This window comes from Bacillus sp. GW821-FHT11D08, from assembly GCF_058808515.1.
In genome coordinates, this window is the sequence record NZ_JBXARS010000005.1 from 260,441 (window position 1) to 286,576 (window position 26,136).

Annotated in this window: 25 protein-coding genes and 1 other RNA gene; 19 read left to right on the plus strand and 7 right to left on the minus strand. The window is 45.5% G+C overall.

Translation table 11 applies throughout. The features are described 5' to 3' along the window. The first annotated feature begins 191 nt into the window (after window positions 1–191). From cdaS to AC1RRX_RS12660, 9 genes are all read left to right on the plus strand, one after another. Window positions 192–818 carry a sporulation-specific diadenylate cyclase CdaS gene (gene cdaS / locus AC1RRX_RS12620; RefSeq protein ID WP_007407964.1) on the plus strand — a complete coding sequence of 209 codons (627 nt, stop codon included), beginning with the start codon at window positions 192–194 and terminating at the stop codon, window positions 816–818. A gap of 118 nt (window positions 819–936) precedes the next feature. Next, window positions 937–2,148, plus strand: a complete 1,212-nt coding sequence (locus AC1RRX_RS12625; RefSeq protein ID WP_007611974.1) for a macrolide family glycosyltransferase — start codon at window positions 937–939, stop codon at window positions 2,146–2,148. A gap of 319 nt (window positions 2,149–2,467) precedes the next feature. Next, window positions 2,468–3,709 carry a C40 family peptidase gene (locus tag AC1RRX_RS12630; RefSeq protein ID WP_032869970.1) on the plus strand — a complete coding sequence of 414 codons (1,242 nt, stop codon included), beginning with the start codon at window positions 2,468–2,470 and terminating at the stop codon, window positions 3,707–3,709. Between the two features lie 82 nt (window positions 3,710–3,791). Beyond that, entirely contained in the window at window positions 3,792–4,382 is a 591-nt protein-coding gene (locus AC1RRX_RS12635) for a superoxide dismutase family protein (protein ID WP_012117752.1), read from the plus strand. Window positions 4,383–4,459: 77 nt separating this feature from the next. Further along, the gene (locus tag AC1RRX_RS12640) at window positions 4,460–5,350 is read left to right on the plus strand and encodes an AAA family ATPase (RefSeq protein ID WP_003153758.1); all 891 of its coding nucleotides are present in this window, start codon (window positions 4,460–4,462) and stop codon (window positions 5,348–5,350) included. Between the two features lie 10 nt (window positions 5,351–5,360). Then, on the plus strand, window positions 5,361–7,277 hold the full coding sequence (locus AC1RRX_RS12645; RefSeq protein ID WP_144464415.1) for a vWA domain-containing protein: 1,917 nt from the start codon (window positions 5,361–5,363) through the stop codon (window positions 7,275–7,277). Between the two features lie 227 nt (window positions 7,278–7,504). Next, the gene (gene sucA, locus AC1RRX_RS12650) at window positions 7,505–10,339 is read left to right on the plus strand and encodes a 2-oxoglutarate dehydrogenase E1 component (RefSeq protein WP_022553224.1); all 2,835 of its coding nucleotides are present in this window, start codon (window positions 7,505–7,507) and stop codon (window positions 10,337–10,339) included. A 15-nt stretch (window positions 10,340–10,354) separates the two neighbouring features. Continuing rightward, window positions 10,355–11,602 carry a 2-oxoglutarate dehydrogenase complex dihydrolipoyllysine-residue succinyltransferase gene (gene odhB, locus AC1RRX_RS12655; RefSeq protein ID WP_007407972.1) on the plus strand — a complete coding sequence of 416 codons (1,248 nt, stop codon included), beginning with the start codon at window positions 10,355–10,357 and terminating at the stop codon, window positions 11,600–11,602. 73 nt (window positions 11,603–11,675) lie between these two features. Next, window positions 11,676–12,422 (plus strand): MBL fold metallo-hydrolase, encoded by a 747-nt coding sequence (locus AC1RRX_RS12660; protein ID WP_007407973.1) that lies wholly within the window; start codon window positions 11,676–11,678, stop codon window positions 12,420–12,422. Window positions 12,423–12,454: 32 nt separating this feature from the next. Here AC1RRX_RS12660 and AC1RRX_RS12665 read toward each other — a convergent pair whose 3' ends face one another. After that, window positions 12,455–13,426: a bile acid:sodium symporter family transporter gene (locus AC1RRX_RS12665; protein ID WP_032866238.1), complete on the minus strand. Its 972-nt coding sequence runs from the start codon at window positions 13,424–13,426 to the stop codon at window positions 12,455–12,457. Between the two features lie 199 nt (window positions 13,427–13,625). Here AC1RRX_RS12665 and AC1RRX_RS12670 point away from each other — a divergent pair, with 199 nt between their 5' ends. Further along, a complete protein-coding gene (locus tag AC1RRX_RS12670) occupies window positions 13,626–14,963 on the plus strand; it encodes a sodium-dependent transporter (protein ID WP_007407975.1) in 1,338 nt (445 codons plus the stop codon). A gap of 39 nt (window positions 14,964–15,002) precedes the next feature. Here the strand turns inward: AC1RRX_RS12670 and AC1RRX_RS12675 are convergent, their stop codons facing one another. From AC1RRX_RS12675 to AC1RRX_RS12685, 3 genes are all read right to left on the minus strand, one after another. Further along, window positions 15,003–15,848 (minus strand): superoxide dismutase, encoded by an 846-nt coding sequence (locus AC1RRX_RS12675; protein ID WP_007407976.1) that lies wholly within the window; start codon window positions 15,846–15,848, stop codon window positions 15,003–15,005. Next, the gene (locus AC1RRX_RS12680; protein ID WP_144464413.1) at window positions 15,845–17,728 is read right to left on the minus strand and encodes a terpene cyclase/mutase family protein; all 1,884 of its coding nucleotides are present in this window, start codon (window positions 17,726–17,728) and stop codon (window positions 15,845–15,847) included. Before AC1RRX_RS12680 ends, AC1RRX_RS12675 begins: the two co-directional genes overlap by 4 nt. A 96-nt stretch (window positions 17,729–17,824) precedes the next feature. Then, window positions 17,825–19,312: an aldehyde dehydrogenase family protein gene (locus AC1RRX_RS12685; RefSeq protein ID WP_024085472.1), complete on the minus strand. Its 1,488-nt coding sequence runs from the start codon at window positions 19,310–19,312 to the stop codon at window positions 17,825–17,827. A gap of 183 nt (window positions 19,313–19,495) precedes the next feature. On the opposite strand from AC1RRX_RS12685, the gene AC1RRX_RS12690 reads away from it, so the two are divergent. The 3 genes from AC1RRX_RS12690 (at window position 19,496) to AC1RRX_RS12700 (ending at window position 20,543) form a co-directional block, all read left to right on the plus strand. After that, the gene (locus AC1RRX_RS12690) at window positions 19,496–19,699 is read left to right on the plus strand and encodes a DUF6501 family protein (RefSeq protein WP_007407979.1); all 204 of its coding nucleotides are present in this window, start codon (window positions 19,496–19,498) and stop codon (window positions 19,697–19,699) included. Window positions 19,700–19,764: 65 nt separating this feature from the next. Further along, a complete protein-coding gene (locus AC1RRX_RS12695; RefSeq protein ID WP_003153781.1) occupies window positions 19,765–19,905 on the plus strand; it encodes a DUF4025 domain-containing protein in 141 nt (46 codons plus the stop codon). A 293-nt stretch (window positions 19,906–20,198) separates the two neighbouring features. Continuing rightward, on the plus strand, window positions 20,199–20,543 hold the full coding sequence (locus tag AC1RRX_RS12700) for a PH domain-containing protein (protein WP_003153783.1): 345 nt from the start codon (window positions 20,199–20,201) through the stop codon (window positions 20,541–20,543). 44 nt (window positions 20,544–20,587) lie between these two features. On the opposite strand, the gene AC1RRX_RS12705 is transcribed toward AC1RRX_RS12700, so the two are convergent. Together AC1RRX_RS12705 and AC1RRX_RS12710 are read right to left on the minus strand one after the other, a co-directional pair. Next, entirely contained in the window at window positions 20,588–20,821 is a 234-nt protein-coding gene (locus AC1RRX_RS12705) for a hypothetical protein (protein ID WP_003153785.1), read from the minus strand. Beyond that, complete coding sequence (locus tag AC1RRX_RS12710) at window positions 20,818–21,090, minus strand: hypothetical protein (protein WP_003153786.1); 273 nt, start codon at window positions 21,088–21,090, stop codon at window positions 20,818–20,820. Before AC1RRX_RS12710 ends, AC1RRX_RS12705 begins: the two co-directional genes overlap by 4 nt. Window positions 21,091–21,160: 70 nt before the next feature. Between AC1RRX_RS12710 and AC1RRX_RS12715 the strand changes: the two genes are divergently transcribed. After that, window positions 21,161–21,643 carry an Hsp20/alpha crystallin family protein gene (locus tag AC1RRX_RS12715; RefSeq protein WP_003153787.1) on the plus strand — a complete coding sequence of 161 codons (483 nt, stop codon included), beginning with the start codon at window positions 21,161–21,163 and terminating at the stop codon, window positions 21,641–21,643. Here AC1RRX_RS12715 and AC1RRX_RS12720 read toward each other — a convergent pair. Beyond that, window positions 21,630–21,863 (minus strand): hypothetical protein, encoded by a 234-nt coding sequence (locus AC1RRX_RS12720; protein WP_012117743.1) that lies wholly within the window; start codon window positions 21,861–21,863, stop codon window positions 21,630–21,632. The two genes, AC1RRX_RS12715 and AC1RRX_RS12720, sit on opposite strands and share 14 nt — an antisense overlap. Before the next feature lie 92 nt (window positions 21,864–21,955). Here AC1RRX_RS12720 and gerPC point away from each other — a divergent pair, with 92 nt between their 5' ends. From gerPC to recQ, 5 genes are all read left to right on the plus strand, one after another. Next, window positions 21,956–22,336, plus strand: a complete 381-nt coding sequence (gerPC, locus tag AC1RRX_RS12725; protein WP_032873433.1) for a spore germination protein GerPC — start codon at window positions 21,956–21,958, stop codon at window positions 22,334–22,336. A gap of 83 nt (window positions 22,337–22,419) precedes the next feature. Continuing rightward, window positions 22,420–22,911, plus strand: a complete 492-nt coding sequence (locus AC1RRX_RS12730; RefSeq protein WP_025284851.1) for a TraR/DksA family transcriptional regulator — start codon at window positions 22,420–22,422, stop codon at window positions 22,909–22,911. A 144-nt stretch (window positions 22,912–23,055) separates the two neighbouring features. Next, entirely contained in the window at window positions 23,056–23,682 is a 627-nt protein-coding gene (locus AC1RRX_RS12735) for an FMN-dependent NADH-azoreductase (RefSeq protein ID WP_144464411.1), read from the plus strand. A gap of 215 nt (window positions 23,683–23,897) precedes the next feature. Continuing rightward, a non-coding RNA gene (ssrS, locus tag AC1RRX_RS12740) (6S RNA) lies at window positions 23,898–24,083 on the plus strand. A gap of 107 nt (window positions 24,084–24,190) precedes the next feature. Further along, window positions 24,191–25,969, plus strand: a complete 1,779-nt coding sequence (gene recQ, locus AC1RRX_RS12745) for a DNA helicase RecQ (protein WP_059368394.1) — start codon at window positions 24,191–24,193, stop codon at window positions 25,967–25,969. Window positions 25,970–26,136 lie beyond the last annotated feature (167 nt).

The window sequence follows — 26,136 nt, forward strand, 5'->3', positions numbered from 1 at the left end:
ATCCGGTTTCGGCTTTTTAAACATCTTGGCATAAATGAATGAAAGTGAAATGACCCCTAAAAAGGTGCAGATATATTGCATCAGCCGTGCGAATTCCATATGATGTGCGCCTCCTTTCATGATTATGGTGCACACAGCGGCGCATATCCATGCGCACGATGCAGAAAATAAGGGAAAGGAGCTGATGTGACATGCGCCACACTCAAATGACGGAAAGCGCGTTTACCGCTGCCGTTCAAACGTATTTGAAACAAATTACGGAGGATGCCGGAATGATACTGCGGACATTGGATGAAAAAGACCAATGCCTTCTTTGCGAATTAGATGAACTGGGACATACGTTTCAGGAAATGCAGGCTGTCGCTTCGTCGTTTTACCTGCAGTCATATATCGAACATTTTACGCCTTCCTATACAGAGCTGGCGAGGGCCGTGCAGCATCTGGCGGAAGAAAAACACGGAGCGCTGATTGTGATTGAACGTGCAGATCCGCTGGACGGAATGATACAAAAAGGGACCAGCCTGCATGCCGAGATCAGTGCAGCTTTAATTGAGAGTATTTTTTATCCCGGCAATCCGCTTCACGACGGAGCCGTATTGGTCAGAGAAAACCGGGTTGTATCAGCAGCCAATGTGCTTCCGCTCACAACAAAACATGTCGATCTCAAATACGGGACGCGCCACAGGGCCGCGATGGGACTTTCGGCCGTGACTGATGCACTCGTGCTCGTTGTTTCAGAAGAAACGGGAAAAATGTCCTTTGCTAAAGACGGCGGACTGTATCCGCTTGTTTCGCCGCGGGCGCTTCATACGAAATAATAAGAAAATGGGAATATTGTACCCATTTAATATTAATAAGGTGAACATCTTTACCTTTTTCTGTATTGATGTTATCGTTTAAATATACATAAAATTTAAAAGAATAGGGAGTGGAAAGATGGCAAATGTATTGATGATCGGCTTTCCGGGAGAAGGGCATATCAATCCGTCTTTAGGCGTCGTAAAAGAACTGAAGGCAAAAGGGGAACATGTCGTATATTACGGCGTGAAGGAATATGAGAACAAAATCGCGTCAAGCGGAGCGGAATTCCGTGAATATGAAGATTTCCGTAAAGATGAATTCGGAAAAAACGCAACGGGTGATGAACAGCGGGACGCTACCGAGTTTTTGCTATTAATGATTGAGACTTCCAAAAAAGCCGCACTCCGTATTCTTGAGGAAGTAAAAGATGAATCCTACGACTACATCCTGTATGATCATCATTTTCTGGCAGGAAGGCTCGTGAGAAACCAGCTGAAACTGCCGGCATATTCACTTTGTACGACATTTGCAATGAATGAAGCATTTATTAAAGAAGTGTTTTCAAATACAAACCTTGTATCAGAGGAATCATCTCATTATCCGGCTTATACCGAAGCGGTCAGCCGGCTCAATGAAGAATTCAGCGCAGACATTAAAACGCCGTATGATATTTTCTCAAATGACGGCAGAAAAACCATCGTATTTACTTCAAGAGCGTTTCAGCCGAAAGAAGAAGAGTTTGGCGATTCTTATCTCTTTGTCGGCCCGTCCATTACCGAAAGGGCGGCGGCTCAAGATTTCCCGTTTGAACAGCTTGAAGGAGAAAACGTCCTGTTTATTTCCATGGGCACGATTTTTAACAATCAGAAGGAATTGTTTAATAAATGCTTAAAAGCGGTCAGAAACTTTAACGGAAAAGCCGTCATGTCAATCGGCAAACATCTTGATCCGGCGGAGCTTGATGAAATTCCTGAGAATGTCATTGTCAAGCCTTATGTTCCGCAGCTTGAGATCCTGAAGAGAGCGGACTTATTTATCACTCACGGCGGAATGAACAGTACGAGCGAAGGGCTTTACTACAAAACCCCGATGATCGTCATTCCGATGGGCGCAGATCAGTTCGCCGTCGGAAGCCAAGTGGAAAACACGGGCGCGGGCAAAATGTTTAAAAAAGAAGATGTAACAGCGGAACTGCTCACTGAAGCAATAAAAGAATTGAGCGAAAATCCTGAATATCAGACAAAAGCTTCTGAAATCGGAGAATCCCTGAAAGCGGCCGGCGGAGCACAGCGTGCAGCGGAATTGATAGCAGAAGACGTGAAAACTGCCGAGACCCGGGTTCTGTAATCAGCCGTCACCCGCTTCCTTTAAAGGAAGCGGGCTTTTTTGATTGTTTTTCGGGAGGATTTTTCACGCCGTAAAGAGAATTGTATGAAAAACAGACAAGAAAGGTGGAATGTCGCGGAAAAAAGCCATGTTATGAAAATGATTCCAAAGTCTTTTGTGAAATGTTCTCAATATATGTAAAATGTGTGACATTGGTGATGATCTAAGGCCAAATGAATCGGAATTAATGTCGACTTCTGAATGAATCCTGCATAACAGGCGGCGTCCAAAGAAAAGGAACGTCCCTTTCAGCAATGATAAATAGGAGGTTTTTCGTTATATGAAGAAAAAAATCGCAGCCGGACTGGCTGTATCTGCAGTAATGACTTCAACCTTCGCCGTGCATCCCGCTGAAGCAAAAACCATTCAAGTAAAAAGCGGCGACTCTCTTTGGAAGCTTTCCCGGCAATATCATACAAGTATTTCAGCCCTGCAGGCGGAAAATAAACTGAAATCAACGATACTCCACCCAGGACAGCGGCTGCACATTCCCGACGGCAGCGGCACACATAAAACGGGGCAAAAGGGAAAACGAAGCACGGGTGCCTACACAGTTACATACGGAGACTCATTATGGGTGATCGCAAAAAAATACAAAATGAGCGTTTCTGAGCTGAGAAGCTTGAACCGTTTGAGTTCAGATGTCATCTATCCGGGCCAGAAACTGAAAATTAAAGGGTCTGCCGGCGGCACGGACGGAGGCGGCAGACAGACAAAGCCTGATAAAGGCGCATCAGGGACTTACACTGTGAAGCCGGGTGACTCGCTGTGGAAAATCGCCAATCAAACCGGGATCACCATCGCCGAACTGAAAAAGCTGAATCAATTAACATCAGACATGCTGTATCCGAATCAAGTGTTAAAGATCAAAGGTTCTTCACATAACGGAAACAGCGGCACAACACCGCCATCTCATTCAAACCCTTCTGAGAAGCCATCCACTTACAAAGTAAAAGCAGGCGATTCCCTCTGGAAAATTGCTAATCGGTTCGGCATCACCGCTCAGCTCATCAGAGAAAAAAATAAATTGACAACTGATGTGCTTCAAATCGGACAAGTTCTGGTGATTAACGGAACGGGAAAAACAGAAGATCCTGTGCGGCAGCCGGATAACAAACCGGCAAAACCAAACAAGCCGAATACTCCCGAACCTCCGGTGACAGGGTCAAAGATTGACAGAATGATAGGCGAGGCGAAAAAACATGTCGGCGTGCCTTACCGCTGGGGAGGCAATACGCCTGCGGGCTTCGATTGCAGCGGTTACATCTATTACCTTTTAAATAAGGTAAGCTCTGTTTCCCGTCTGAGCACGGCCGGATATTGGAATACGATGAAACATATCAGCCAGCCGTCAGCAGGCGACTTTGTCTTCTTTACGACATATAAAGCGGGCCCTTCTCATATGGGGATGTATTTAGGCGGAGGAGATTTTATTCACGCAAGCTCCTCCGGGGTTGAAGTTTCAAACTTAAGCAATCCGTATTGGAAAAAAGCTTATTTAGGAGCGCGCAGTTATTTTTAAAAAAAGCCTTTCGGGGCTTTTTTTGTTTACCATTTTCACGTTTTGACAAGACTGATGGGTAAAAAAATAAGGGGGAGGAAGCATGAATCGTCTCTTGCTTTTTCTCATGCTCGTATCAATTACGCTTTGCGGCTGCGGGGGGAGACCCGCTCCTGTTCCGCCCAAAAAACATGGGGAAAGCCGCGCATTGGAAGCATCTGCATACCGTGAGCATGCCGGACTCATCAATCAAAACGGAAAAACGATCGGATATATCGAAGTGAGGGAATCTGATGATGAAGGGTCAGACATTCATATATCAGCGGGGCATCTGCCGCCCGGCACTTCTCTCGGGTTTCATATTTATGAAAAAGGGACATGTCAGGCACCTGATTTCGAATCAGCCGGCGGTCCGTTCAACCCTTTGAACAAAGAACACGGCTTCAACAATCCGATGGGTCATCACGCCGGGGATCTCCCCAATCTTGAAGTGGGGGCTGATGGTAAAGTGGATGTCATTATGAACGCGCCGCAAACTTCATTAAAAGAAGGGAGCAGACTCAGCCTGCTCGACCGGGACGGAAGCGCGTTCGTCATTCATGAACATACGGACGATTATTTGACAAACCCGAGCGGAAATTCCGGAGCCAGAATCGCCTGCGCTCCCCTGACAAAAAGCGCCCGCAGGGAATGAGCCCTTTTGTATTGAGTATACAAGGGCTTTTTTAGTATACTCGGTTATGGAATACAAATGGAAAGGAAACATCACCTATGACTTCAGAATTACAGCACCTATCACTTCCGGAAGATATACAAAACAAACTGCAGGCTTATCAAAATCATCCCGTTTCCCAAGAATTCCGGGATTTAATCGGATCATCAGGCTATGAGGCCGAAGATAAAGCGATTGTATTCGATGCCGTCATTGCTTTGACTATGGGAAAAAATATCTTATTAAAAGGACCGACGGGTTCAGGGAAAACTAAATTGGCGGAAACGCTTTCGAACTATTTTCATAAACCGATGCACAGCGTCAACTGCTCCGTAGACCTCGATGCAGAAGCGCTTGTCGGCTATAAAACGATTGAAAATGAACAGGGACAGGCGACAATTGAATTCGTTCCCGGACCTGTAACAACCGCAATGAACGAGGGACATTTTTTATACATTGACGAAATCAATATGGCAAAGCCTGAAACCCTTCCGATTCTAAACGGCGTGCTAGATTACAGAAAAATGATGACAAATCCCTTTACAGGAGAAGTGATTAAGGCAAGCGAAGGATTCGGTGTTATCGCCGCGATTAATGAAGGCTACGTCGGCACCGTTCCGCTGAACGAAGCTCTTAAAAACCGTTTTGTCATCATTGATGTTCCGTATATTAAAGGAAGCCTCCTGAAGCAGGTGCTGACCTCTCAGTCTGTCTTAAAAGATGAGAAATTAATTGAGCGCTTTATGACGCTGTCTTCTGATTTAATCGCACAAGCGCATAACGGACAAGTGTCAGAAGAAGCGGCGTCCATCAGGGCTCTCATTGATACGTGCGACTTGGCTGCGTACATCCCGCCGAAACGGGCGATTGAAAGAGGCATCGTAGAAAAACTTGACGATGACAGGGAAAAAGCCGCTGTCAGAAATATTGCAGAAACGCTGTTCGAATGAGGGATATACAATGAAGTTTATCAAATTTAATGACAGCACGATTGATTCGTTTTTGTTCATGATGCTGACTGATCTGGCCAAAACACTGACCAGAAGCAGTGAAGTTGAAGTGGAATACGGCGTGCAGTCTTACTACAATCCCTTTGAAAAGAAAATTTACATGAGCCACTTTTGGAAAGACCGATCAGCCGGGGATATGGAAGCCGGCCTGAAAAGCGATGTCTATTTGCGCGCTGTCGGAACACGCAGCAGCTCATTTCGGGAATTTGCGGGGTTTTTAAATGACGTTCACCGGCATTTCACCCGCCAAAGCTTTGCCAAGCAGCTGTTTATGCTGCTTGAGGATATCAGAATTGAAGAGCTGATCAAAAAAGAACGGCCGGGAACGAAACGTGTTTTTCAGAAGCGGAGGGAGATGTACAGGAAATATTTCACGACGCAGCTGACATTGAATTTAGAACGGAGCATTTTCACCGACGCTTTGTATTGCGCGATGTTTGTCAAGCTGACGGCTGAGTCTCCGCTTGAAGGCATTCCTTCCATGCATGAACATATTGATATGATGATACCGTATATTGAACGTCAGCTCATCCGGGTGTATGAGGCGGATTCTACGGAACAAATCGCAAGAATAACGGAAGACCTCATGGAAGGCCTTGATGAAGTGCTTGAGAAAGATATGCTGAACACGTACTTTTTTCTGCCGGAACTTGATTACGAAAAAGCGGCTGAAGAGCCTTTATTCGAAAGTGTAAAAAAAGCGCCTTCGTTAAGTGACGATCTCACGCTCCCTGAGTCTTCCGACGGAGATGAAGAAATCCTTGAAGAGAAAATGCATACGTGGCACCGGGAAACCGAAGCGCCGTCAAAAAGTTTCCTTCAATTTGATATTGAGCACGGCGCGAAATCAGATCTTGGGAAAGACGCGGCCAGAGAAGGCGATGACGGTGACCAGGCGCTCGGCTCCGTTCAAGGTTCCGCACGTCAGACGAAAAGAGAGGATTACTCCAAACTGGAAGCGCTTGAATCCATTCAGGATGAACATGAGGGCGCGGGGCTGGCTGACGGAAAAGAAAACAAATTTGCCTTCCCGGTTTATCAAACGCCTCATAAACCGTCTCCTGAAGAGGAGCAGTCTTATAAAGAACAGGCAAAAACGATAGAATCATATCAAAAACGCTTGAAGCAGATGATACAAAAAACACTTGAGCACAAAAAAACGCTCCCGCGGACCGACCTTCACGCAGGCCGGCTGAATCGCAAACTGATCCGCTATTTTACGGAGCGGAACCCGCGCCTTTTCTTTAAAAAGCAGGACCCGTCTTCAGACATTGACGCCGTTTTTACATTGCTTGTCGATTGTTCGGCCAGCATGTTCGACAAAATGGATGAAACAAAAAGAGGGATCGTTCTTTTTCATGAAGCCTTGAAATCAGTGTCCGTACCGCACCAGATCGTCGGATTTTGGGAGGATACAAACGAAGCGACCGAAACGAGCCAGCCGAATTTCTTCAATACCGTCATTCCGTTTGAAGAGTCGCTGCTGCAGGCGGCGGGTCCGCTGATCATGCAGCTTGCGCCTGAAGAAGATAACAGAGACGGATACGCCATCAGACAAATGACGAAACAGCTGATGCGGCGGAGTGAGGCGCAAAAATTTTTAATCGTGTTTTCAGACGGAGAGCCGGCAGCATTCGGATACGAACAAAACGGCATCGTCGATACGAGCGAGGCTGTCATCGAAGCGAGAAAAAAAGGGATAGAAGTCATAAATGTTTTTCTGTCCAATACTGCAATAGAGGAATCACAGATGAAAACCATTCAGGATATGTACGGAAAGTACAGTATTTTTGTTCCGGATGTCGATCAGCTGCCCGATGTGCTGTATCCGCTCTTAAAAAAACTGCTTCATAAAAGCATAGGATAGGCTTTTTCCTATGCTTTTTCGCTTTTTATTTTAAAATGATTTAATTTTTTCGGTATTGATCTGTTTTTTTTACTATTTTGTGAACAATCAAGGTAGAATCCAAACGCAATCAGTGGTAAAATATCCTTGGAAGCGTTTTTATTACATAATTTTGGGCACAGCGTTCAAAAGTTATTTCAAGATAGTGAATTGATCACTTGATTATCTAGGTTGGGGGTAATATTCAAATGTTTCAAAATAATATGAAACAAAGAATGAATTGGGAAGATTTTTACGGACCGAACCTCGGCTACGCACTGGAGCTGTACGACCAATATGCTGAAGATCCAGACAGCATTGATCCGGATCTGAAAGACATGTTTGACGAACTCGGCGCTCCGCCAAGCCAAATAAAAGAGGCATCGGGAACAAAGGAACAGGGACGCGTCACCGCAGATCTGATTCAAAAGATCGCAGCAGCAGTTAAACTTGCAGAAGATATTCGAACCTATGGCCATCTGAACGCTTCCGTCAATCCGCTCAGAAAGGATCCGAAAAAGAGCGAGCTCTTTCCGTTATCCGAGTACGGGCTTACAGAAGAAGAAATGAAAGCAATACCCGCGTCTGTCATCTGTAAAGACGCACCTGCCAATATAACAAACGGCTTAGAAGCCATCCAGCATTTACGCAATACCTATAAAAGAACCATCTCCTTCGAGTTTGACCATGTGCATGATTTCGAAGAGCGCGCATGGATTACAAAAATGGTCGAATCCGGAGAACTGTTCCGGAAAAATTCACCGGAAAAACTGTCAGCCGTTTTAGAAAGACTGACGGAAGTAGAAGGATTTGAACAATTTTTACACCGGACATTCGTCGGTCAGAAGCGTTTCTCAATTGAGGGGTTAGACGCGCTTGTGCCGGTTCTTGACGACATTATCGCCCAGTCTGTGAAAGCGGGCACAACCAATGTCAATATCGGGATGGCGCACAGAGGCCGTTTAAATGTGCTTGCGCATGTGCTCGGCAAACCGTATGAGATTATTTTCTCAGAATTCCAGCACGCGCCGAATAAAGACCTTGTGCCGTCTGAAGGATCGACCGGCATCAGCTACGGCTGGACGGGCGATGTAAAATACCACCTCGGTGCAGACAGACAGCTTCAGGATGCTGAAACCAAAAGCGCGCGGATTACGCTTGCAAATAACCCGAGCCACTTGGAATTCATCAATCCGATTGTTGAAGGAAGCACGCGGGCGGCACAGGAAACAAGAACGCAAAAGGGGTACCCGGTTCAAGACGAAACAAAATCGCTCGCCATTTTAATTCACGGTGACGCAGCGTTCCCGGGAGAAGGCATTGTCGCCGAGACGCTGAACTTAAGCTCTCTGAAAGGCTATCAGGTCGGCGGGGCCATTCATATCATCGCCAATAATATGATCGGCTTTACAACTGAAAGCGATGAATCACGATCCACGAAATATGCCAGTGATTTGGCGAAGGGCTATGAAATCCCGATCGTTCACGTCAACGCGGATGATCCGGAAGCATGCCTGTCAGCCGTTAAATTTGCGGTTGAATACCGGAAGCGGTTCAATAAAGATTTCTTAATCGATTTAATCGGGTACAGACGGTACGGCCACAATGAAATGGATGAGCCGTCAACGACACAGCCGATGCTGTATGACGCCGTCAGAAAACACCCGACTGTCAAGCGGATCTTTGCGGAAAAACTCGTAAGTGAAGGACTGATCAGCGAGGAAAAAGCGCAAAACATCGAAACGGCAGTGACAAAACGAATTGAAGACGCCTATAAAAAGGTGCCCGCCAAAAAAGAAGACGCCGTACGGGAAATTGAATTGCCGGAGCCGGTGTCCAACGGTTTTCCAGACGTTGACACAGCCATTGATTTTGATGTTCTCCGCAAGCTGAACGGCGAACTTATCAACTGGCCGGAATCTTTTAACGTGTTCGGCAAGCTGAAAAGAATCCTGGAAAGACGTGCAAAAGCGTTTGATGATGACCGTAAAGTTGAATGGTCATTGGCTGAATCGCTTGCGTTTGCTTCCATTTTGAAAGACGGCACGCCGATCCGGCTGACCGGACAGGATTCAGAGCGCGGAACGTTCGCTCAAAGAAACCTTGTGCTGCATGACAGCGAAACAGGAGAAGAATTTGTTGCCCTCCATCACTTAGACGACTGCGCTGCTTCATTTACGGTGCATAACAGCCCGCTCTCTGAAGGATCGGTTCTCGGCTTTGAATATGGGTACAACGTGTATTCGCCTGAAACGCTTGTGATGTGGGAGGCGCAGTACGGGGACTTTGCCAATGCGGCTCAAGTCTATTTTGATCAATTCATATCTGCAGGACGGGCAAAATGGGGACAAAAATCAGGACTGGTCATGCTGCTGCCTCACGGTTACGAAGGGCAGGGCCCTGAACACTCCAGCGGCCGCGTCGAGCGGTTCCTGCAGCTGGCGGCCGAAAACAACTGGACGGTGGCCAACCTGACAAGTGCGGCTCAGTATTTCCACATTTTAAGAAGACAAGCGAAAATGCTGCTTCGTGAGGAAATCCGCCCGCTTGTGATCATGACGCCGAAGAGCCTGCTGCGCAACCCGAATACGGTATCTGAAGTGCAGGAACTGAGCGAAAGCCGATTCAAGCCTGTCTATGAGCAGTCCGGTCTTTCCCATGCTTACGAAAAAGTGACTCGCGTCGTATTATCAAGCGGAAAAGTGTCAATTGATATCAGCGATCACTTCAACAAAATGGAAGGCGATAAGGATTGGCTTCATATTGCCAGAATCGAACAGCTGTATCCGTTCCCGGCAAAAGATACGAAGGAGCTTTTCGCCAAACTGCCGAACCTGCAAGAGATCGTTTGGGTTCAGGAAGAGCCGCAGAACATGGGGGCATGGAGTTATATCAGCCCGTATCTGACGGAAATCGCGCCAAAAGGAGTAAATGTCCAATACATCGGCCGAAGAAGACGATCCAGTCCCGCAGAAGGAGATCCGACAGTCCACAAAAAAGAACAGGAACGCATTGTATCTGATAGCTTGACTCGCAAAAACTAAGGGGGAAATGAAAAAATGGCGGAAATTAAGGTACCTGAATTAGCAGAATCAATCTCAGAAGGAACGATAGCCCAATGGTTAAAGCAGCCCGGTGATTATGTAGAACAGGGTGAGTACTTGCTTGAACTGGAGACGGACAAAGTAAATGTTGAATTGACAGCAGAAGAATCGGGTGTTCTAAAAGAGGTATTGAAAGATTCGGGTGATACCGTCCAAGTAGGAGAAATTATCGGTACCATTACAGAAGGCGCTGGCGAAAGTTCTGCACCCGCCCCTTCAGAAAGTGCTCCAGCCAATGAACAAACGAAAGAGGAAGCAAAAGCTGAACCTGCTGCACAAGAAGTCAGCCAGGAAGCACAATCAGAAGCGAAATCCAGAACGGTAGCGTCTCCGGCTGCACGCAAGCTGGCAAGGGAAAAAGGAATAGATCTATCACAAATTCCGACGGGAGACCCGCTCGGCCGCGTGCGCAAACAAGATGTGGAAGCTTATGAAAAACCGGCTTCAAAACCTGCGGCACAGCCGAAACAGCAGGCTCCAAAAACACAGCAAAGCTTTGACAAACCTGTCGAAGTGCAAAAAATGTCCCGCCGCAGACAGACGATCGCGAAACGATTGGTTGAAGTGCAGCAGACTTCTGCGATGCTGACTACATTTAACGAAGTTGATATGACGGCCGTTATGAATCTAAGAAAACGCCGTAAAGACCAATTCCTTGAGCAAAACGAAGTAAAACTCGGTTTCATGTCGTTCTTTACAAAAGCCGTCGTGGCTGCATTGAAAAAATTCCCGCTCCTTAACGCTGAAATTCAAGGCGATGAGCTGATCGTGAAAAAATTCTATGACATCGGTATTGCTGTCGCGGCTGAAGAAGGGCTTGTCGTCCCAGTCGTGCGTGACGCTGACCGCCTGACGTTTGCCGGCATTGAAAGAGAGATCGGCGAACTTGCGAAGAAAGCGCGAAACAATAAATTAACATTAGGTGAGCTGCAAGGAGGCTCCTTCACGATCACAAACGGAGGTACATTCGGATCGCTTATGTCAACACCGATCCTAAACAGCCCTCAGGTTGGGATCTTAGGTATGCACAAAATTCAGCTGCGCCCAGTAGCGATTGATGCGGAGCGCTCTGAAAACCGTCCGATGATGTACATCGCTTTATCATACGATCACAGAATTGTAGATGGTAAAGAAGCGGTCGGATTCCTTGTCACCATTAAAAACCTGCTTGAAGATCCGGAACAGCTGTTGCTGGAAGGATAATTTGAGACAGACAAAAAGTACACTGCCCTTACAAGCAGTGTACTTTTTTTATTGAGAGAAGGGGAGAATTTATATGAAAAGCTGTTATCCGCTTGAGATCGAATTTGAATATAATGAAGAATTGCATTCTATCACTCCGGTTCTTCTGCAAGACGAACATGACACGATATTAATAGACTGCGGATATCCCGGTTTTACAAACCATCTTCAACATGCCGCTGCCCGGCATGGAATGTCGCTTCATTCATTGACAAAAATCATTGTAACGCATCACGACATAGACCATATCGGCTCACTCGCTGCATTATACCGTTTACATCCGGATGTCAGCGTGACAGTACATGAGCGTGAAGCGCCGTATATTGACGGCTCTAAAAAATCTTTACGGCTTGAGCAGGCTGAATCAACGTTTTGTTCATTGCCAGAGGATGCAAAGCCTTATGCAAAACAGTTCATCCGCTCTCTTCAATCAGTCGAATCGGCTCCAGTTCACCGGACAGTTACTGACGGCGAGCTGCTGCCTTGGTGCGGAGGCATTCGCGTTGTAGCCACGCCGGGTCATACACCCGGCCATATCAGTCTTTATCTGCCTGCCGAAAAAACTATGGTCACAGGTGATGCGGTCGTCATTGAAGACGGAAAGCTGAACCTTGCTAATCCCGGCTATACGTTACATATGGATGATGCGGTCCGTTCTGTGCAGCGGCTGCTCGATTATGATATCCGCCAATTGATTTGTTATCATGGAGGTTTATTTCAGGGGGATGTAAAAAAAGCGCTTTTGCGTCTGTTTCGTGATCTGCAGAATAAACAAGGATAGGAGCGGCAGCAGCCTATCCTATCCTTGTTCAGTTATGAAAACGGAATCTTTGCCGTTTCTTCTTCTTCGGCGCTGTTTTTCTCTTTTTTCTTAGACCAGTAGGTGGCAAGAACAGACCCCGACAGATTGTGCCATATGCTGAAAATTGCGCTCGGCACGGCTGACAAAGGGGAGAAATGCGCTGTCGCAAGCGCTGCGCCCAGTCCGGAGTTTTGCATCCCGACTTCGATCGCAATCGCTTTTTGTGAAGCATAATCCATTTTGAACAGCTTTGCAGTCAGGAATCCTAACAAATATCCGATTCCGTTATGTAAGATGACGACAGACACAATCAGCAGTCCTGATTGAAGCAAATGCTCACGATTTACGCTGACGACAGAGGATACAATCGCTACGATGCCGATTACCGACACGAGAGGAAGCGCGTGCACGGCTTGTCCGACCTGTTTTTTGAAGAACAGCTTCACAATCACCCCGAGGACGATCGGCAAAAGCACGGCTTGCATAATGGAAACAAACAGTGAGCCGAAAGAAACGGGGAGCCACTCTTTCGCAAACAGCATAATAAGTGCCGGCGTTACAATAGGAGCAAGCAATGTTGAGATCGTGGTGACCGCAACAGAAAGCGCCGTATTGCCTTTCGCCAAAAACGTCATGACGTTTGATGCCGTACCGCCCGGACAGCATCCGACCAGAATGACGCCCGCGGCGATTTCTGCGGGGAGGCGGAGCCCGATTGATAAACAGAAAGCCGTAAGCGGCATAATCGTAAACTGGGCAGCGACTCCGATCACGACATGCCAAGGCTTTCTGATTAATTCTTTAAAATCGTCTGCTTGAAGAGTAAGCCCCATCCCAAACATAATAATACCAAGGAAAATCGTCATATAAGAACTGATCCAAGAAAACAAATCAGGGCAGGCGAATCCTAAACCGGCAAAGACGATAACCCACAAGCCAAAGGTTTGGCCCGCAAACCCGCTTATTTTTTTCAGCCATTCCATAAACACAGCTCCTTTTACATTAAATCAGTCAGAAAATATGACTGACTTTTCTGTATTCCATTATAAATAATTTTCTGAATAATTCAATATTAAATATAAGTTTTCAATAAAATTATTATGTAAACTAACATCTTCTTGACTATTCAGACATATATTCTTACAATTGATTTTTATACTGAAATGAATTGGGAGTGCTGAAGTGAAAGAAGCTAATCAATGGTCATCTAAGCTGGGATTTATTTTAGCTACGGCCGGCTCTGCAATCGGGCTCGGCGCAATATGGAAGTTCCCTTACGTAGCGGGAACCAGCGGAGGCGGCGCTTTTCTGCTTGTTTTTATTTTATTTACTGTTTTAATCGGACTGCCGCTTTTGCTTGCTGAATTTATTATCGGCAGAAAAACACAAAAAAACGCCGTTGAATCCTATAAGGCGCTCGCGCCGGGGAAAAAGTGGCACTGGATCGGATATCTCGGAATCATTACGTGTTTTATTCTATTATCCTTCTACAGCGTAGTGGGGGGATGGATATTAATCTACATTATAAAAGGCTTTACAGGCGGCTTATCGCTTTCTTCGGGATTTGATACGTTATTTATCGATACCATTTCAAATCCTTATGCAGCCGTTTTCGGCCAACTGCTGTTTATCGTGCTGACGATTTTAGTTGTGGCAAAAGGGGTGAGCAGCGGCATTGAAAAAGTGAGCCAGGTGCTGATGCCGGCTCTGTTTATTCTGTTTATTCTCTTAATGATCCGCTCCGTAACACTGCATGATGCAGCAAAAGGATTAAAATTCTTTTTTATGCCTGATTTTGGCGCGATGGATGCCAATACCATTTTATATGCGATGGGACAATCATTTTTCTCGTTAAGCGTCGGAGTGTCTGTAATGGTTACATACAGCGCATATTTAGAAAAAGAAGAAAATATTGTTCAATCCGCCGTATCGGTGACGGTATTAAATGTCCTTGTTGCTGTGATGGCGGGAGTGGCGATTTTTCCGGCGGTGTTTGCATTCGGCCTCAAGCCGGATCAAGGCCCGCAGCTTTTATTTAACGTGCTGCCGACCGTCTTTAACCAAATGCCGTTGGGCATCGTGTTTTTACTCGCCTTTTTGCTGCTGTTTTTATTTGCGACGCTGACATCGGCTTTTTCAATGCTTGAAATTTTAGTTGCTGTTTTGTCAAAAGGCGATTCGGCAAAACGGAAGCGGTATGCATGGATCGGGGGACTTGCTATATTTATTGTCGGGGTCCCTTCGGCGCTGTCGTACGGAATTTTGAGTGATGTTTCTATTTTTCACCGCAGTATTTTTGACGCTGCGGATTTTCTGGTCAGCAATGTCTTAATGCCGCTGGGCGCGCTTTTAATTGCCGTTTTCGTACCGTTGAAAATCCCGAAACAGATGCTGTTTGACGAACTGAAAAGCGGTTCCGGTATAAAACGAAAATGGTTTGCAGTCTGGCTCCTATTAATCCGTTATGTGGCTCCTGTAGCCATTATTATCGTTTTTCTGCACGTGCTTGGTATTTTTTAAACCAAAAAAAGCAGGCCCCCGTTCAAGACGGGGGCTTTTTTAATAAAGCGGCCATATCACGCGGTGCGCTTGCTCGAACCGTTTCTCCGCCTCCCGCCAATCAACGACATTCCACCATTGATCCACGTAAGCCGCTCGGTCGTTTTTATATTGTAAGTAATAAGCGTGTTCCCACACATCCAGCGGAAGCAAAGGAATGACGTCCCACTGGCTGTAGAGCTGATGCTTCTCAGCGGCCAAAATCTCCAGCCGCCCGGCGCGCGGCGCCCAGACTAGGATAGCCCAGCCGACTCCTTCGACTTTTTTCGCCGCTTGAGAAAATTGCTCTTTAAAAGCGGAGTAGCTTCCGAATGACACATCAATCATTTGAAAGAGTGCACCCGTCGGCCGTCTTTTTCCGTTTGGATTCATCGAAAACCAGAAAATACTGTGCAAATAATGGCCCGCGCCGTGAAACGCCAATTGCCGCCCCCAATGTGCCACTAAGTCGTACTGTTTCGTCTGTCTCGCTTTTTTGAGCTCTAGTTCTGCTTTATTCAGACCGTCAACATAGCTCTGATGGTGTTTGGTATGGTGGAGTTTCATAATCTCTCTTGAAATATACGGTTCCAGTGCGGAATAACTGTAAGGCAGTTTAGGGAGGACATGCTTGCCGATCGGCACATAAGCTCTGCGCTCATCCGGCTCTTCGGGTTCAGTAATGTCCCGGTAAAGTGCTGATGCCTGTTCGTACCATTCGGCCTCCGTTAATCCATCATCCTGAAGGGTGTGAAAAATCCGGTCGATTTGTGCCGCGAAGCGATCGAACCGACCTTGCTGAATAACTTGTTCCTTCAAGGTTTCACACCAATTCAGCATCTCGGTTTGATAAGCGTGCCGTTTCATTTTTCTTCCTCCTTTTCACTCATTTTCATAAAAGTGCTGAGCGCAAGCAAAGAAAACACATACGGGTAGCTGTGATACCTGATGTAAAACTGCTTCGGCAGGCCGATTCCGGTCGGATAGCTGAAAGCGGCTCCTTCGTAATGCCGGTTTTCAATAAGAAAAGATATGCCTTTTGTGACGGCTTGATGATGAGTTTTTTCGTATTGCAGCAAAGCTTCGGCCGCCCAAGCCGTCTGTACAAGCGTCCCGTAAGAAAGCGGAACATAGGTTTTCTCTTCTGCACTTATACAGGATTCCCCCCAGCTTCCGTCCTCGTTTTGAATGGACTTCAGCCAGCGAATCGCTTTTTTCACGGCCGGGTGGTTTTGGCTCACGCCGCAAGCCTTCATCCCTGTCAGCGCCGCCCATGTGCCGTAAATATAGCAGACACCCCACCTGCCGTACCACGATCCGTCCTCTTCTTGATGGCGGATCAGCCATTGGACGGCCTTTTCAATCTGAGGGTGATCAGAAGAAAGCCCCGCTTCTCCTAAACAGTGCAGCACCCGCCCGGTTAAGTCGCTTGTTGAGGGATCGATGGCAGCTTCCTCAGCCGATTCCAGCGGCAGCAGGCGGACCAGCGGATGATTGACATTTTTCTCAAAAGCAGAGAAGCCGCCGTCACTGTTTTGCATGGACAAAAGCCAGCTCAGTCCGCGTTCCCATGAGGCGGGATAAAGTTTTCGCGGAATGGCTTTGAGCACTGCGGCTGTGTCATCACAATCAGGATTATTTGTATTGATGTTTGAAAAACCCCATCCTCCCGGTTCAGCATGCGGGTTGTGAACGGCCCAATCAGCGACTTTCGTCTGCTGCCGTTCACGCAGAAACCGGGCGGCGCTGGTTATCATCTGATCGTTATCTGAGATCCCGCTTTTCATAAGCGCATAGTTGAGAAGCGCCGTATCCCAAACGGTCGACGTTGAATTTTCCAGGTACGGTATATCGCCGCAAGACGTGAGCAAAGCTTTCGTGCCGGCAAGTGCTTTTCTGATAACGGGGGAGTGGCGCGATACACCGAGAGCGAGCAGGCCGTACACCATAAAAATAGTGGCGCTCGCATAGCTGTATAATGTGCCGTCTTCTTCAATCCGGTCAAGCATATACGTTTTGGCCGTACGCAGACCGAGCTGGTGAAAAGCGGCAGGATTCTGCAAAAGCCGCTTCCAGTGCGCGAAAAGAGAAGAGAGGTCTCTGTTCTCATCCTGATCGGAACGAAGCCATGTAAACGGATTTTTAGTCATATGCCGATCTAAATGCGCGAGAGACGGAACGTTGGGATTTTTCAGCGAAAATCTTTTGTTAAGCGTCACGGCCATCGGTACAAAATGAATACGGGCGTATGTACTGAACTGGTAAAAATGCAGCGGGAAGGATGGGGGAATGACTAAGAAAGATAATGGCAGATGCAGCGCGGGCCATGGATAAAGGCCGTTTGCCGCAAGCATCCACTTTGTCATGAAGTGTACGTTGCGCAAGCCGCCATTTGAGATGATAAAGCGTTCGGCCTGAATCATATGCGCCTCAGAACGGCTATATAAACCGGAAGCCAGCAAGCCGGCATAGCCCTGTACAGTGGCGGTCACATTTCCTTTCCGGTCATCAGGATAGTTGGCAAAAGTTCCGTCCGGGCGCTGTTTAGCGCGAATGCCTTCTGCAAGCTCAGCGATCAGTTCTTTATCATTGTCTCCAAGAGAAGTGAGGAGGAGGATCAGAAAGGCGTTTGTCAAAATCGGTCCTTCAAAACAAAATGACCATGAGCCGTCCGCATTTTGCGTTTCTCTTAATAGGGAGATGGTTTTCTTTTGGCGGCTTCTGACGTTTTCATGAATTGTGCTCACACTCGCTCAACTCCTTCAGAAGCATATATATTCATATGTAAAAGGCGGCATGACAAAAGAAAGAAACTGCTGACAGGCAGCAGTTTCTTGTTTGATTTAATCTTCCAGATTGATCCAGACGCTTTTCACTTCTGTATAATTATTCAGCGCGTAAGAGCCCATTTCCCGCCCGAGGCCGGATTGCTTATAGCCGCCGAAAGGAGATGCCGCATCGAAAACATTGTAGCAGTTGACCCAAACGGTGCCGGCTTGGAGACGGTCAGCAATGTAATGGGCGTTTTTCACATTCTCAGTCCAAAGTCCGGCTGCAAGGCCGTATTCCGAGCGGTTCGCCCGCTCAATGACTTCATCTACCGTATCATACGGAATGGCGGCTAAAACAGGGCCGAAAATTTCTTCTTTTGCGATGGTCATGCTGTCATCCACATCCGCAAATACAGTCGGGGAGACAAAATACCCTTCTTCAAACGGGCAGCTGCCGCCCGCGACAGCTTTGGCTCCTTCCGCTTTTCCTTTTTCAATATATGAAAGCACGCGCTCATGCTGTTCCTGACTGACGAGCGGGCCGATTTGTGTATCTTGGTGAAGGCCGGCGCCTTGCTGAAGCGATTTCGCATATGAAACCATTTCGCTGACGACCTCATCATATTTGTCTTTGTGAATGAAGACGCGGGAGCCTGCGCAGCATACCTGCCCCTGATTAAACATGACCCCGTTTAAAGCGCCGGGAATCGCTTTCTTCAAATTGGCGTCAGGCAAAATGATATTAGGTGACTTTCCGCCAAGCTCCAGTGTCACGCGTTTAATTTTTTTTGCGGCTTTTTCCATGATTTTTTTGCCGATTTCTGTAGAGCCGGTAAAAGCGAGTTTATCGACATCGTCATGGTTGGTCAGCGCTTCCCCGGCCGTCTCGCCGAACCCTGGAACAATATTGATGACGCCGTCAGGGAAGCCCGCCTGATCTATTAATTCCGCTAAATAGAGGGCGGTCAGCGGTGTCTGCTCGGCCGGTTTCAAAACGATTGTGCAGCCTGTGGCAAGGGCGGCGCCCATTTTCCACATCGCCATAAGGAGCGGGAAGTTCCAAGGGATGATCTGCCCCACGACGCCGACAGGCTCATGGCGGGTGTAATTAAAATATGAGCCGGCGACCGGAATTGTTTGTCCGGTTATCTTTGTAGACCACCCGGCATAATAACGCATATGCTCAATTGCAAGCGGGATATCCCCATTCGTCGTTTCATTAATCGGTTTTCCGTTGTCAAGTGTTTCAAGCTGCGCGAGTTCCGTTTTGTGCTCTTCCATTAAATCGGCAAGCTTATACATCAGCCTGCTTCTGGAAGCGGCCGGCATAGTGCGCCATTCGCCGTGATCAAAGGCTTTGCGTGCCGCTTTCACTGCACTGTCAATGTCTTCTGACTGTGCCTCGTAAAGCGTCATCAGCGTTTCTCCGGTTGCCGGATTCGGTGTGACAAATGTTGATCCTGAAGCGCTCGGAACAAATTTTCCGTCAATATAAAGTTTCTTCGTGCCCTGTAAAAATGTTTCCAGCCTTTTTGTGATCTGCATCGTTAAAGAACTCATTCGTAACAAACCTCCCGAAATTTTTTTATGGTCTGTTTTGAGCATCTTGATGTCCGCGCAAAGTAAGCGCATACAGTCATTCTATAATAACAGCCCCGGTAAAATCAATTGATAACCGTTATTGCAATTCACAAGAAAAAACGGCTACAATAAGCTTATCGATTAAGAAAAGGAGTTTTATAAATGATTCATAATAATTGGCAGACAAAAGAAAGCGTCAAAAAGGTCAAATGCGTACATACAGATGCGAAAAAATACATTGTCAAAAATGTGCTGACGCCGGGTAAAGAGTATGAAGTCAAAAATGAAACAGAAGAATTCATTTTTGTTGTAGACAATACAAACAAAGTCGGAGGCTTCTACAAAGAGTATTTTGAAGAAGTTTAAAGCTGAATGAATTTATTTTGCCTGAGCCATACTAAAAAAGACTACATATAAAGGGTGGCTGCAAAATGAAAAAAACAGAGCAAGACAAACAAAATAAAACATCAGATCAGCTTCAGCAAGTGCAACCTGAAGAAGGCACCGACACGACGATGGAACAAATTTCAGATACCTATAAAGAAGGAACGATTGAAGATACGGATCGTTGATGTTTTGTTGAAACCGCGGCATTGGAGAAGCCGCGGTTTTTTATGGCGAAGATAAAAAACTGACTTTTCGAAAAAAATACCGTTTTCTTGAAACCTTTTCTTTCGCTGAACCGTACTACTTCATAAAAGCGGCACCTTTCGCGAAGGGCTTTTTTGATGAACGTTCTAAAAATGTAATCTGTTCGTAATGGTTTAAATGCCGTCTATGTCGTATTCTTATATAGGGATAAAGAACTTATTTTTTTATGATTGTAATAAAACAATAGTATAGAAGCAGAAAGTGGGGTTCTTCATTGGGAATTTTTTCTGTCAGCAGATCAACCGACACAAAAAAGCTGGAGGCTTTGCTCGTTGAGGGAGAACGGATCGAAACGATTTATAAACTGCGGGTTGACCAAATATGCTTTACGAATAAACGAGTGATTTTCTTTGATAATAAAATGTTCTCCAAAAAGAAAGTGCGCGTATTTCTTCCATATAAAACAATTGAAAGCTTCGCCATTCAAGAAGCGGGGATGTTTGATCCAGATACCGGGCTTGTATTAATGACAAGGGGAAAAACTTTCGAATTGGAATTTGCAAAAGAAACGGACTTGACTGAGGTTCAAGCCATCTTAACAAAATACTTATGCAGTTAAATATCACATAAAAGCCATCCGAATGCATGCGGATGGCCTTTTTATTATATAATGCTTGTTTTTCCGGAGTTCGAATCAATGAGATCCGGATCAGCAATAGAACTGATGGGGATATAAATCGGCGCCAAATCACCATTTTCTTCACCGAATCCGTAGTTGATCTTATTGGATAAAAAATAATCGATTTGCTGATACGGGCCGATCGTAATGGAAGAACCGCGGTCGACTGCATTTACTTTAAAGCCTCCTACATTTACCAAAACCGGCGAAAACATCATAATGGGCCTCCTTTTCCGGCAGGGATTTTATCGCATGCAGACTCAAAGGTAGATGGAGAATCAATTTGATCCCGGTCATCCACTTTGCCGTTCGTGCCGATGAAGCCGCTTGCATCTCCGAAGTTCTGTCCGTATCCCTGATTCTTTTTATCAGAATTCTGCCATTCCGCCAGTAAATTTTGTCCGACATTCACCGCTGAAGCATTTTCAAAGGAATTAATTTTCAACATGAAAATATTAATATTGATATATGGAGTTGGTTGAACCACAGGCAAACCTCCTTTAATACAGGTGTATGCCGGCTGTTATGACCGTATGCTTAGACAGGGGGCGATAAAAATGGATTTCGATAAGATGAAGCAATGGATGGAAATGGCGCAAAACATGTCCGGCGGCGACTTTTGGAAAAACGTTTTTGATGATGAACAACTGAAATCATTTCAAAACGGCCATTCTCATTTTCCCTTTCAACAGGGAGATGGGCAAATGAGAAGAAATGAGGATGCTTTTCCTCTTATAGATATTGTGGAAACCCATGATGAGCTCCAATTTTTACTGTATCTGCCCGGCTACCGGAAACAAGATGTTCAGCTGCTGTCCTACGGAGAATATATCGTCGTAAAAGGCACGAGAAAATCCTTTTTTAATGAACAGGATTTTAAACAGAAGACCGGAAAATACGGCGATTTTGAAAAAAAACTCGACCTTCCGCATTCCGCTCAGGGAACAAAGGGAATGCAGGCGGTATTCAAAGACGGGATTTTATATATATCGATTGCTAAACATCTGGGGGATGCAAGCCAGATCATTATCGAAGGCTGATCTTGTTTGCTGTGCCATCTATCAGATCTGAATCATCGATACTCATGATAGGGATGACGACAACGGTGCAATCACCGTTTTGTTCACCGTACCCTTCATTTCTTTTATTGGCTGCTGTGTTTCTCACCATAACGGAAGAGCCGGTGTTAAAAGTTGCTCCGCCGCTGATTCCGTTCATTTTTATATACTCAAAATTGATAACGGATGGAAAAAACATCATGATTCGCCTCCTTTTTGTATATCATGTTTATATATTCGCAATGCGGGACGCATAGAACTTTCCAAGAGTGACGGGGAAAGAAGTGATTTTCTTTGAAAAAAATAATGAAAGAGATTTTCAAAAAAGTGTGTGAAGAAGAATTAGACCGGCTTAAGAAAGTGGAACAACAGCTTGATGAGCTTCAGGATAAGTGTCATTTTGAGCCGCAGACGGTTGAAGGGGAAAAAACATATGTCCATATTGAGCACGTCAAAGTGGACAAGGTTGAATACAATATTGATTTTGAAAAGCTGAGTATAGAAGAGCTGAGCGGTATGCTGAATATCGGCGCCACTTACCATACACCGGAGCACAGGCTCAAACAAGCCTGCGCTGAAGAATTTCGGGACAACCGGCAAAATGATGCTGCGAAAGAAAAAAGACAGACAAAGCAGCAGACACCCAATGTCACCATCAGGGGGAGAAAGCATTGACCTCCATTGTTTCATCCTCCTTTTTCGAGGGTATGTATTAACAGATGCAGCGAAGAATACAGACGAAAAAGGAGATGATGAATATGTCATTATCAAAAGTACAGCAGGACAGCCTTTATCATAAATTAATCGATTTAAAGGAAAGTCTTCAGGGAGAATCAAAAGAAAATCATTCAATGAGTGAAGACACAGGAGAACTGTCGAACGGAGTAGATAACCACTTAGCTGATCACGGAAGCATTTATTTGGACAGGGTCACGAATCAGACGCTGGACGGTGTCGATCAGAATCTTTTAGATGAGGTGAACGCCGCGCTTGAACGAATGGATAAAGGAACATACGGGATTTGCGAGAAAACGGGAAAAGAAATTCCTTATGAAAGACTTGAAGCCGTGCCGTACGCCAGAATGACCGTCGAAGCGCAGCGAGAAACAGAAGGGGATGTGAAAACAGACGCTCCGTCATATGAAAGGGAATTTCACGAGCAGGTGAAAGACCTCTCAAATAAAGAAACCGTTGATCAAAAAAGCTCACAAACATACGAAATCCTGGATCGTGAGCAGGATTCACAATAATAGCAGCAGGTACATTCATATGTACCTGTTTTTTTATTCCATAAAAAATCTCAAAATCGAAATAAAATCATTGACTTTATATAAAAAAGAAAGTAACATACTATTTGTAAGTAAATATTAAAAGATTACCGGGAGGAATTTAGAATGTCTCAAGTATTATTTGTAAAATCAAGTGATCGTACGGCTGAAGAAGGCGTATCCGTAAAATTATACGAAGCGTTTCTGGCTGCTTATAAAGAAAACAATCCGAATGATGAAGTGATCGAACTTGATCTTCATAAAGAAAACCTTCCTTACCTCGGAAGAGATATGATTAACGGAACATTTAAAGCTTCAAAAGGAATTGAAATGACAGACGAAGAGAAAAAACAAGCGTCAACTGCTGACATTTACTTAAATCAATTTGTCAAAGCTGACAAAGTCGTGTTTGCATTCCCGCTTTGGAACTTCACAGTGCCTGCTGTGCTTCATACTTATGTTGATTACCTGTCTCGTGCAGGAGTTACTTTCACATACACGCCTGAAGGCCCTAAAGGTCTGATGGGAGATAAAAAAGTAGCGCTCTTAAACGCACGCGGCGGCGTATATTCTGAAGGACTGATGGCATCTCTTGAAATGTCATTAAACTTCATGAAAACCGTTCTCGGTTTCTGGGGTGTCCAAGATCTTCACACTGTTGTCGTTGAAGGCCATAATGCTGCACCGGATAACGCTCAAGCGATCATTGAAAAAGGACTGCAAGAAGCGAAAGATCTGGCTGCAAAATTCTAATTTTCATTAACTCTTGCGCCCCTACAGGGTGTGAGAGTTTTTTCTATTATAGAAGAAACTGGCGGCTGCTTTCGATCTGATCTTATATTGATATATTGATATTTTGTCGAAAAAACAATTTTTATGTAGAATAAAGCATTTTTCGCAAAGAAAAAAGGTTTTCTGTAAAAGAATTAACCCTCTTGCCAAAATACGACTGATGGTGTAGGATATAAGAGAAGCTACATTGTTCGTATTGTTAATTAAGTTTTAACCTTTAAGCTGTAATAGGGAGTTTTATATCGAAGCCGGAATGTCATGCCTCCATTGCAGAGGACGACAGGAACGCTTCTGCAAACACCCACTTTGAGGAGTGGTGGTTTAAAACTTTCTTACTTGCGTACGGCATACGTAGCGAAAGCCATTTCCCTTGCGGAGATGGCTTTTTATTTTGAATTGCCCTTGAGCAGCGTACTTTATCAGTATGATAAAATAAAAGAATCAAAGACAAAGTGAGGTTTTACAACATATGCTGGAGAAAGCCCAATCCCTTCTGGCGCATTATTTTGGCTACGACAGTCTTCGCGCGGGCCAAAAGCAGGCGATACAATCAGTTGCAGAGGAGAGAAAAAACACGGTCTGCATTATGCCGACGGGGGGCGGAAAATCAATCTGCTATCAGATTCCCGCACTGCTGTTTGAAGGAACCACAATCGTTATTTCCCCTCTTATTTCCTTAATGAAAGATCAAGTCGACGCGCTTGAAGAAGCGGGTATCGCGGCAGCTTATATTAACAGCACTCAGACAAGCCGTGACATTCATGAGCGCCTGACCGGTTTGAAGCAAGGGGCTTACCGGCTCTTTTACATCACACCGGAGCGTTTGACTTCTTCTGAATTCATTCACATCCTGCAGAATATTACGGTTCCTCTTGTCGCCATTGACGAAGCTCACTGTATATCGCAATGGGGACATGATTTCAGGCCGAGTTACCGGAATATCGAAATCCTTTTTAATGAACTAAAAGAACCGCCCGTCATCATCGCATTAACGGCGACGGCTACGCCTGAGGTTCATGATGACATCTGCAAACAGCTTCATATTAAGAAAGAACAAACTGTATATACCGGTTTTGCCAGAGAGAATTTAACGTTTAAAGTAGTAAAGGGCGAAAACAAAGACCGGTTTATCGAGCGGTACCTCGAAAAAAATAAACACGAAGCCGGCATTATATATACAGCGACAAGAAAAGAAACCGACCGTTTATATGAGAAATTAAAACGCGGCGGCATCAATGCCGGCCGTTATCACGGCGGATTGGCGGATGATGACAGAAAAGACCAGCAGGAGCGGTTTCTTAACGATCAGATACAAGTGATGGTAGCTACGTCCGCTTTCGGAATGGGAATCGATAAGAGCAACATCAGGTTCGTTTTACACGCGCAGATTCCGAAAGATATGGAGAGCTATTACCAGGAAGCCGGACGGGCCGGGCGCGACGGTCTTAACAGCGAGTGTGTGCTCTTATTTTCGCCGCAGGATATTATGGTGCAGCGTTTTTTAATAGACCAATCGGCCGCCGGAGAAGAAAAACAAAAGCAGGATCTCAAAAAACTGAGACAGATGGTGGATTACTGCCATACGGAAGATTGCCTGCAGCGGTTTATTCTGAAGTATTTCGGCGAGAATGAGGCGGAAGCTTGCGGAGCATGCGGCAATTGCACTGATACAAGGACCGCCCATGACGTCACAAAAGAAGCGCAGATGGTATTGTCATGTATCATCAGAATGAATGAGCGCTTCGGAAAAACGATGGTGGCGCAGGTGCTTAGCGGATCTAAAAATAAAAAAGTGCTGGAAAACGGCTTCAGCAGCCTGTCCACTTACGGCATTATGAAGCATCAATCCGCAGCGGAAATCAGTGATTTTATTGAATTCCTTATTTCAGATGAATATATCAGAATGGCGGACGGCACATTTCCGACGCTTATGGTCACCCAAAAAGGCAGGGACGTTCTGCTTGGAAAAAGCGCAGTCGCGAGAAAAGAAGCCTTACAGGCCGCCGCCGTTACCGAAAATGATGAATTATTTGAGCTTCTCCGGCGTCTCCGCAAAGAGATTGCAGCTGAACAGGGCGTGCCTCCATTTGTCGTGTTCTCAGATCAGACGTTAAAAGAAATGTCGGCGAAACTTCCGAAAACAGATCAGGATCTTCTTTCCGTAAAAGGGGTCGGGGAACAAAAAAGATTGAAATACGGAGCGGTTTTTTTAGAAGAAATCCGAAATTATGTAAGAGAAACAGAGTGAAAAAAAGTTTTTTTGGAAATTTGCACATTGTGTTTTTCATTCGCGCCGGAAAAATCAGAAGCTTGAAAACCCTTGCTGTATCAAGGTTTCAGCAAGACTTACCAAGCGAGAGAAATGTTTCATGTAAAGGAACTGTAATCTAATTCAAATCGTTTTGTTATTGAACT